The 6,844-nt window shown below is 73.3% G+C and carries 6 protein-coding genes; 2 read left to right on the top strand and 4 right to left on the bottom strand.

The genetic code is table 11. The features are described 5' to 3' along the window. Positions 1 to 36 precede the first annotated feature (36 nt). Together AC51EU_RS24915 and AC51EU_RS24910 are read right to left on the bottom strand one after the other, a co-directional pair. The gene (locus tag AC51EU_RS24915) at positions 37 to 657 is read right to left on the bottom strand and encodes a DUF6230 family protein (RefSeq protein WP_496269308.1); all 621 of its coding nucleotides are present in this window, start codon (positions 655 to 657) and stop codon (positions 37 to 39) included. Between the two features lie 225 nt (positions 658 to 882). Next, entirely contained in the window at positions 883 to 2,115 is a 1,233-nt protein-coding gene (locus AC51EU_RS24910) for a cytochrome P450 (RefSeq protein WP_496269307.1), read from the bottom strand. 377 nt (positions 2,116 to 2,492) lie between these two features. On the opposite strand from AC51EU_RS24910, the gene AC51EU_RS24905 reads away from it, so the two are divergent. Both AC51EU_RS24905 and AC51EU_RS24900 read left to right on the top strand, forming a co-directional pair. Beyond that, complete coding sequence (locus tag AC51EU_RS24905; protein ID WP_496269306.1) at positions 2,493 to 3,662, top strand: steroid 3-ketoacyl-CoA thiolase; 1,170 nt, start codon at positions 2,493 to 2,495, stop codon at positions 3,660 to 3,662. Positions 3,663 to 3,793: 131 nt separating this feature from the next. Beyond that, positions 3,794 to 4,246 carry a GNAT family N-acetyltransferase gene (locus AC51EU_RS24900; RefSeq protein WP_496269305.1) on the top strand — a complete coding sequence of 151 codons (453 nt, stop codon included), beginning with the start codon at positions 3,794 to 3,796 and terminating at the stop codon, positions 4,244 to 4,246. A 42-nt stretch (positions 4,247 to 4,288) separates the two neighbouring features. Here the strand turns inward: AC51EU_RS24900 and AC51EU_RS24895 are convergent, their stop codons facing one another. Next, the gene (locus tag AC51EU_RS24895; protein WP_496269304.1) at positions 4,289 to 5,119 is read right to left on the bottom strand and encodes an ECF transporter S component; all 831 of its coding nucleotides are present in this window, start codon (positions 5,117 to 5,119) and stop codon (positions 4,289 to 4,291) included. Further along, positions 5,116 to 6,837, bottom strand: coding sequence for an ABC transporter ATP-binding protein (locus tag AC51EU_RS24890; RefSeq protein ID WP_496269309.1), 1,722 nt, complete (start codon positions 6,835 to 6,837; stop codon positions 5,116 to 5,118). Before AC51EU_RS24890 ends, AC51EU_RS24895 begins: the two co-directional genes overlap by 4 nt. Positions 6,838 to 6,844: the final 7 nt, after the last annotated feature.

Genomic DNA, 6,844 nt, shown 5'->3' with positions numbered 1-6,844 from the left:
CGGCCTTCGGCCTCCGGGCCAGTGGCGGCCGCCATGTCAGAAGCATTCCTTCTTGCCCTTGGAGAGCTTCATGTCCAGCCCGGCGAGCTTGAACGTTCCGGCATTGGTCGACCAGGCGGTCTGCCGCAGGTTGGTGATGCGGACGTCGTCGGCCTGCTGCGCGAACAGGTCCTGGAGACCACGCGCGTCCGCCGGGCCCTTGTCCAGGGTGGAGGCGTCGCGGCCGATCTCGATGGCGTGGAAGGACGCGTTGCCCGCCAGCTGGGTGGCGTCCACGTACAGGTCGGTGGCCTGGACGGGCGTGCTGCCCGTACCGGCGCTGAGCTTGAGGGAGATGTCGCCGATCACCGGCAGATGGGTGACGACGGACTGGCACAGGCGCTCCATCTTCGCCGTCTTGATGGCGGTGACCGCGACCGGCAGGAGATCGCCCCTGGCGTTCGCGTCGACACTGCCGTACTGGGCGAAGCCGTCGCCGGTCAGGCTGTTGGCGGACACCTTGAACTGCTGGCCGGAGACGGCGAACGAGGCGGCGACCGCCCCGTTGGCCAGGGCGACGGCCAGGGCCGCGGTACCGGCGACCGCCGGGACGAACAACAGGGCGAATCGTCTCTTGCTGATGCGCCCCGTGACGGGTCTGCCGTGTGCGTCCTTCATGACGTGTCTCCCCTTCGAGAGCGGTGGGTCGCGCTGCGAGCATGTGGGGGGATCGGGCGGAGCGGGGCCTGCGTACGGCACGCCGGAACGGGCAGTCGGCCGTCCCCGGGGAAGGCAACTGACGGGTGTTACCGGCGAGTTGAATGTAAAGGGGCGCAAGGATGTCGGCAAGGTTGCGGGACCGATGGTTTTCGGCCGACTGCCGCCCCGTTTGCCCGGAACGGCTCACCCGTAGCGGACCCGCAGCTCCTTGACGCCGTTGAGCCAGGACGAGCGCAGCCGGCGCGGCGCGCCCGCCAGGGAGATGCCCGGCAGGACGTCGGCGATGGCGCGGAAGATCAGGTTGATCTCCAGGATCGCCAGCGACTTGCCCAGGCAGAAGTGCGGACCGCCCCCGCCGAAGCCCAGATGGGGGTTGGGGTCGCGGGTGATGTCGAAGACCTCGGGCCGGTCGAAGACCTCGGGGTCGTGGTTGGCGGAGGAGTAGAAGACGCCGACCCGCTGCCCCTGCCGGACGCGCACGCCGCCCAGTGCGGTGTCGCGGGTCGCGGTGCGCTGGAAGGCCACCACGGGCGTCGCCCAGCGGACGATCTCCTCGGCCGCGGTGTCCGGGCGCGCGCGCCGGAACAGTTCCCACTGGCCGGGGTGGGTGAGGAAGGCGTGCATCCCGTGGGTGATGGCGTTGCGGGTGGTCTCGTTGCCGGCCACCGCGAGCAGCAGCACGAAGAAGCCGAACTCGTCGGTGCCGAGATTGCCCTCGTCCTCGGCCGCCACCAGCCGGCTGACGATGTCCCCGGCGGGGCAGTCCTTGCGCTCGGTGGCGAGGTTCATCGCGTACGAGATCAGTTCGGCGGCGGAGCGGGTGCCGACCTCCTCGGTGATCGCGAGTTCCGGGTCGTCGTAGGCGATCATCTTGTTGGACCAGTCGAAGATGCGCGCCCGGTCGTCCTGGGGGATGCCGATCAGCTCCGCGATGGCCTGTAGCGGCAGCTCGCAGGCGATGTCCCGGACGAAGTCCCCCGCGCCGCGCGCCCGGGCCGCCTCGACGATGCGGACGGCGCGGTCGCGCAGCGCGTCCTCCAGGCCGCGTACGGCGCGCGGGGTGAACCCCCGTTGCACGATCTGGCGGACCCGGGTGTGCTCGGGCGGGTCCATGTTCAGCATCATCAGCTTCTGGACGTCGATCTGGTCGCGGCGCATCGACGGGTGGAAGCGGATGATCGCGGTGTTGAGGTGCGCGGAGAAGATGTCCGGTTTCGTGGACACCTCCTTGACGTCCTCGTGGCGGGTCACCGCCCAGTAGCCGTCGTCGCCGAACCCGGCGGCCCCGTGCGGCTGGCCGATCCAGCACACCGGCGCGGTCCGCCGCAGCCGCGCGAACTCCGGGAGCGGGACGCGGGACTGGTAGACGTCGGGATCGGTGGGGTCGAACCCCTCGGGAAGCGCGGGGCAAGGCATCGGCCACTCCTGGTCCGGTCCGGCTCCGGTCCGTCCTCGGCCCGCGCCCGGTGCGGGGCCGCCGGGCGGGCGGCGCCCGGGGAAGTGCGGTGCGCCCCCGCCGCTCTGACGGCACATCAGATGTGGCGGCGAAGGTAGTGACGGGCCCCGCAACTGGCAAGGGGCGCGACGGTGTTCTCCGTGCCCGGGGGGAGGGAAGCGGCCGTTCCGCCCGGCGCGAGGAGTTGGCCGGACAGGCCCCGCGCCGCCGCGGCGGCGGTGCACACCCCTTGCGCGGCATGGGGCCCCTCACCAGACTACGCGGAACTAGAACGCGTACCAGTTCTTCTGCCGTGGGTGCCGCGATGCCCGTGGCACGAGGAGAGGACGAGTCACTCATGGCCGCGGAACCCGTCATCGTCGAAGCCGTACGCACCCCCATCGGCAAGCGCCGGGGCGCGCTCGCCACCCTCCACCCCGCCTACCTCCTGGGCGAGACCTACCGTGAACTCCTCGCCCGTACGGGCATCCAGCCCGACTGCGTCGAACAGATCGTCGGCGGCACCGTGACCCATGCCGGCGAGCAGTCCATGAACCCGGCGCGCAACGCCTGGCTGGCCATGGGCCTGCCCTACGAGACCGCCGCGACCACCGTCGACTGCCAGTGCGGCTCCTCCCAGCAGGCCAATCACATGGTCGCCAACATGGTCGCGGCCGGGGTCATCGACATCGGCATCGGCTGCGGCGTCGAGGCGATGTCCCGCGTACCGCTGGGCAGCGCCTCCCGGGACGGCGCCGGCAAGCCCTGGCCCGACGAATGGCACATCGACCTGCCCAACCAGTTCGAGGCCGCCGAACGCATCGCCCGCAGGCGCGGCCTGACCCGCGAGGACGTCGACGCGTTCGGCCTGCGTTCCCAGCGGCGGGCCGCGGCGGCCTGGGCCGAGGAACGCTTCAAGCGGGAGACCTTCGCCGTCCAGGTGCCCACCACCGAGGAGGAACAGGCCGCGGGACAGGGCATGTGGCGGCTCGTCGACCGGGACGAGGGGCTGCGCGACACCAGTACGGAGGCGCTGGCCGGTCTCAAACCCGTCATGCCCACCGCCGTCCACACCGCGGGCAACTCCTCGCAGATCTCCGACGGCGCCGCCGCCGTGATGTGGGCCTCCAAGCGGATGGCGCGCGCCCTCAAGCTCTCCCCCCGGGCCCGTATCGTCGCCCAGGCGCTGGTCGGCTCCGACCCGCACTTCCATCTGGACGGTCCCGTCGACGCCACCCGCGCCGTGCTGGGCCGCGCCGGGATGTCCCTCAAGGACATCGACCTCGTCGAGATCAACGAAGCCTTCGCCTCCGTCGTCCTCTCCTGGGCCCGGGTCTTCGACCAGGACCTGGAGAAGGTCAATGTCAACGGCGGAGCCATCGCCCTCGGCCACCCCGTGGGCGCGACCGGGGCCCGGCTGATCACCACCGCGCTGCACGAGCTGGAACGCAGGGACCGCGAGTTCGCCCTGATCACCATGTGCGCGGGCGGCGCGCTGGCGACGGGGACGATCATCCAGCGGCTGTAGGGGTGTGACGCACCTCCCGCACCGCACACCCCGGAGTTGTAATAGTCTTCTCGCCCTAACAGGTATTACGTATCGGCGTCGTGCGGAACAGGCCGCACGCCGCCGAGCGGCACACGAGGTGACGGACGGGGATGACGGAGCACATGATCAGGCGGGCCGGCGCGCGGGACGCGGCCCGGCTGTCCGCGATGGTGCGGGAATCGGGCGCGTACGAGGGCGGCTACGCGGCCATGGTCGCCGGGTACGAGGTGACCGCCGACCACATACGCCGCCACGAGGTCTTCCTGGCCGCCGACGCGGACGACCGGCTGCTGGGCTTCTACGCCCTGATCCTCGACCCGCCCGAGCTGGACCTGATGTTCGTCGCCGACGACGCCCAGGGCACCGGCCTGGGCCGCCGGCTCATCACCCACATGAAGGAACGGGCCCGGGCCGCCGGGCTGGAGAGCGTCAAGGTGATCTCCCACCCGCCGGCCGAGGGCTTCTACCGCAGCGTCGGCGCCGTCCGCACCGGCACCTCGCCCGCCGTCCTGCCCAAGATCACCTGGGAACGGCCGGAACTCGTCTTCCCGCTCACCGGGTGACGGCGTATGGGCCCCGGGCCGCCCGCACCGGCCGGGGCCTGGTCAGGGAGCGGACGGCGGGCCGGTGAACGCCACCGGCGCGTCGAACGCGGCCCGGCGGGTGGCACGGCGGAGGGCCTTGAGGATCGTGCCCCCCAGGGTGAACGTGAGGACCACGGTGACCACGGCACGGGGGAGGTCCCAGCCGAGGGACGTGGCGAGGCAGTAGGCGAGATAACGGGCCAGGTTGTCGGGCAGCGGATCGCCCGGGACGAACGAGACCCCGGACGCCATTCCGCCGAGGTACGGCCAGCCCTGGAGATTCATCACCAGCCCGTAGAGGACCGCGGCGAGCGCCCCGTACCCCGCGAGCATCGCCAGCTCCCCGCGCCCCCGCAGCCGCTCGGGCCCCGGCAGCAGCCCCGCGCCCATCGACACCCACCCCATCGACAGCATCTGGAACGGCATCCAGGGACCCACCCCGCCGGTCAGCAGCGCCGACGCGAACATCGCCACCGAGCCCAGCACGAACCCGAAGCCCGGCCCCAGCACCCGTCCCGCCAGCACCATCAGGAAGAACATCGGCTCGATGCCCGCGGTGCCCGCCCCCAGGGGCCGCAGGGCCGCGCCCGCGGCGGCCAGCACCCCCAGCATCGCGACGGCCTTGGCGTCCAGCCCGCCGTCGGCGATCGCCGCCACCACCACGGCCAGCAGCAGCGGCAGCAGCGCGGCGAACAGCCACGGCGCGTCCCGGGAGTGCGCGAGGCCGGAGGCCGAGCCGGCGAGCAACGGCCAGCCGAACGCCATCACCCCCACGGCCGACACCAGTACCAGCGCCACCACCGAGCGCGGACCCAGCCGCACGGCGCGTACTGCTCCCGTACGCCCGCTCACGCGCCGGCCTCCAACGCGCGGGCGACCTGCGGCACGGTCAGCCACGGCAGCGGTGCGAGGATCTTGGCGACCTGCGGCGCGAACGCCGGGGACGACACCACCACCTCGCCCGACGGGCCGTCGGCGACGATCTCCCCCTCGGCCAGGACGACGACCCGCCGCGCAAGCTCGGCGGCCAGCTCCACGTCATGGGTGGCCAGCACCACCGCGTGCCCCTCGGCGGCCAGCGCGTGCAGGATCCGCGCCAGCCGCGCCTTGGCCGCGTAGTCCAGCCCCCGCGTCGGCTCGTCGAGCAGCAGCAGCGGCGGCGAGGCCGTCAGCACCACGGCCAGCGCGAGGGCGAGCCGCTGGCCCTCCGACAGATCACGGGGATGCACGGAGTCGGGGACCTCGGGCAGCAGCCGGGACACCAGCGCCCGGCAGCTCCCGGGGGCCGCGCCCGCGTCCCCGTCGGCGGCCGCGCACTCGGCGGCGACGGTGTCCGCGTACAGCAGGTCGCGGGGCTCCTGCGGGACGAGCCCGACGTGCCGCAGCAGATCACGCGGCCGGGCGCGGTGCGGCGCGGTGCCGCCGACGGTGACCGTGCCCGAGGCCGGGGTGTGCAGCCCGACGAGACTGCTCAGCAGGGTGGACTTGCCCGCCCCGTTACGGCCCATCAGCGCGACGGTCTCACCCGGCCGGACGGTGAGGTCCACCCGGCGCAGCGCCTCGGTACGGCCACGGCGGACCGTGAGCCCGGAGACGACCGCGAGCGGGGAACCGGCGGGGGCCGCGGCCTCGGGGGCCGGGGTCCTGACCCGCCGGAAGGAGAAGCGGCGGGCCGGCTTCTCCCTGGGGGCGGGAGCGCCGGGGCTCACGGTGACGGCCCCGGCGGTCCACGTCCCGGGCTCCCCGGGGACGGCGTCCGCCAGCCGCTCGCGCAGCGGCCCCGCCTCGCGGCGGGCGTCGCGCACGGACAGCGGCAGCGGCGACCAGCCCGCGACCCGGCCCAGGTCGACGACCGGGGGACGGACGGGGGAGACGGCCATGATCTCGGCGGGGGCGCCTGTCCGGGGCGGTGCGCCGGGCGCGGGCAGCAGCACCACCCGGTCCGCGTACTGGATCACCCGCTCCAGCCGGTGCTCGGCCAGCAGCACCGTCGTCCCCAGGTCGTGGACCAGGCGTTGCAGCACCGCCAGGACCTCCTCGGCGGCGGCCGGGTCCAGGGCCGACGTCGGCTCGTCCAGCACGAGCACCCGGGGGTGCGCGGTGAGGACCGAGCCGATCGCCACCCGCTGCCGCTGGCCCCCGGACAGCGTCGTCAGCGCGCGGTCGCGCAGCTCGGCCAGGCCCAGCAGGTCCAGGGTCTCCTCGACCCGGCGGCGCATCACGTCCGGCGCCAGGCCCAGGGACTCCATGCCGTAGGCCAGCTCGTCCTCGACGGTGTCGGTGACGAAGTGCGCCAGCGGGTCCTGGCCCACGGTGCCGACGACATCGGCCAGCTCCCGCGGCCGGTGGGTGCGGGTGTCGCGGCCCGCGACGGTGACGCGGCCGCTCAGCGTGCCCCCGGTGAAGTGCGGGACGAGCCCGCAGACGGCGTTGAGCACGGTCGACTTGCCGACGCCCGACGGGCCGACGAGGAGACACAGCTCCCCCTCGGGAACGGTCAGGTCGACCCCCTGGACGGCGGGCGCGGTGGCGTCGCCGTAGGTGACCGAGACCTGCTCGAACCGGATCACTGGGCGT

It is taken from the genome of Candidatus Streptomyces philanthi (assembly GCF_059553635.1).
Note: the sequence above shows the minus strand (reverse complement) of the source record. Positions and strands in the feature narration are given on the sequence as shown.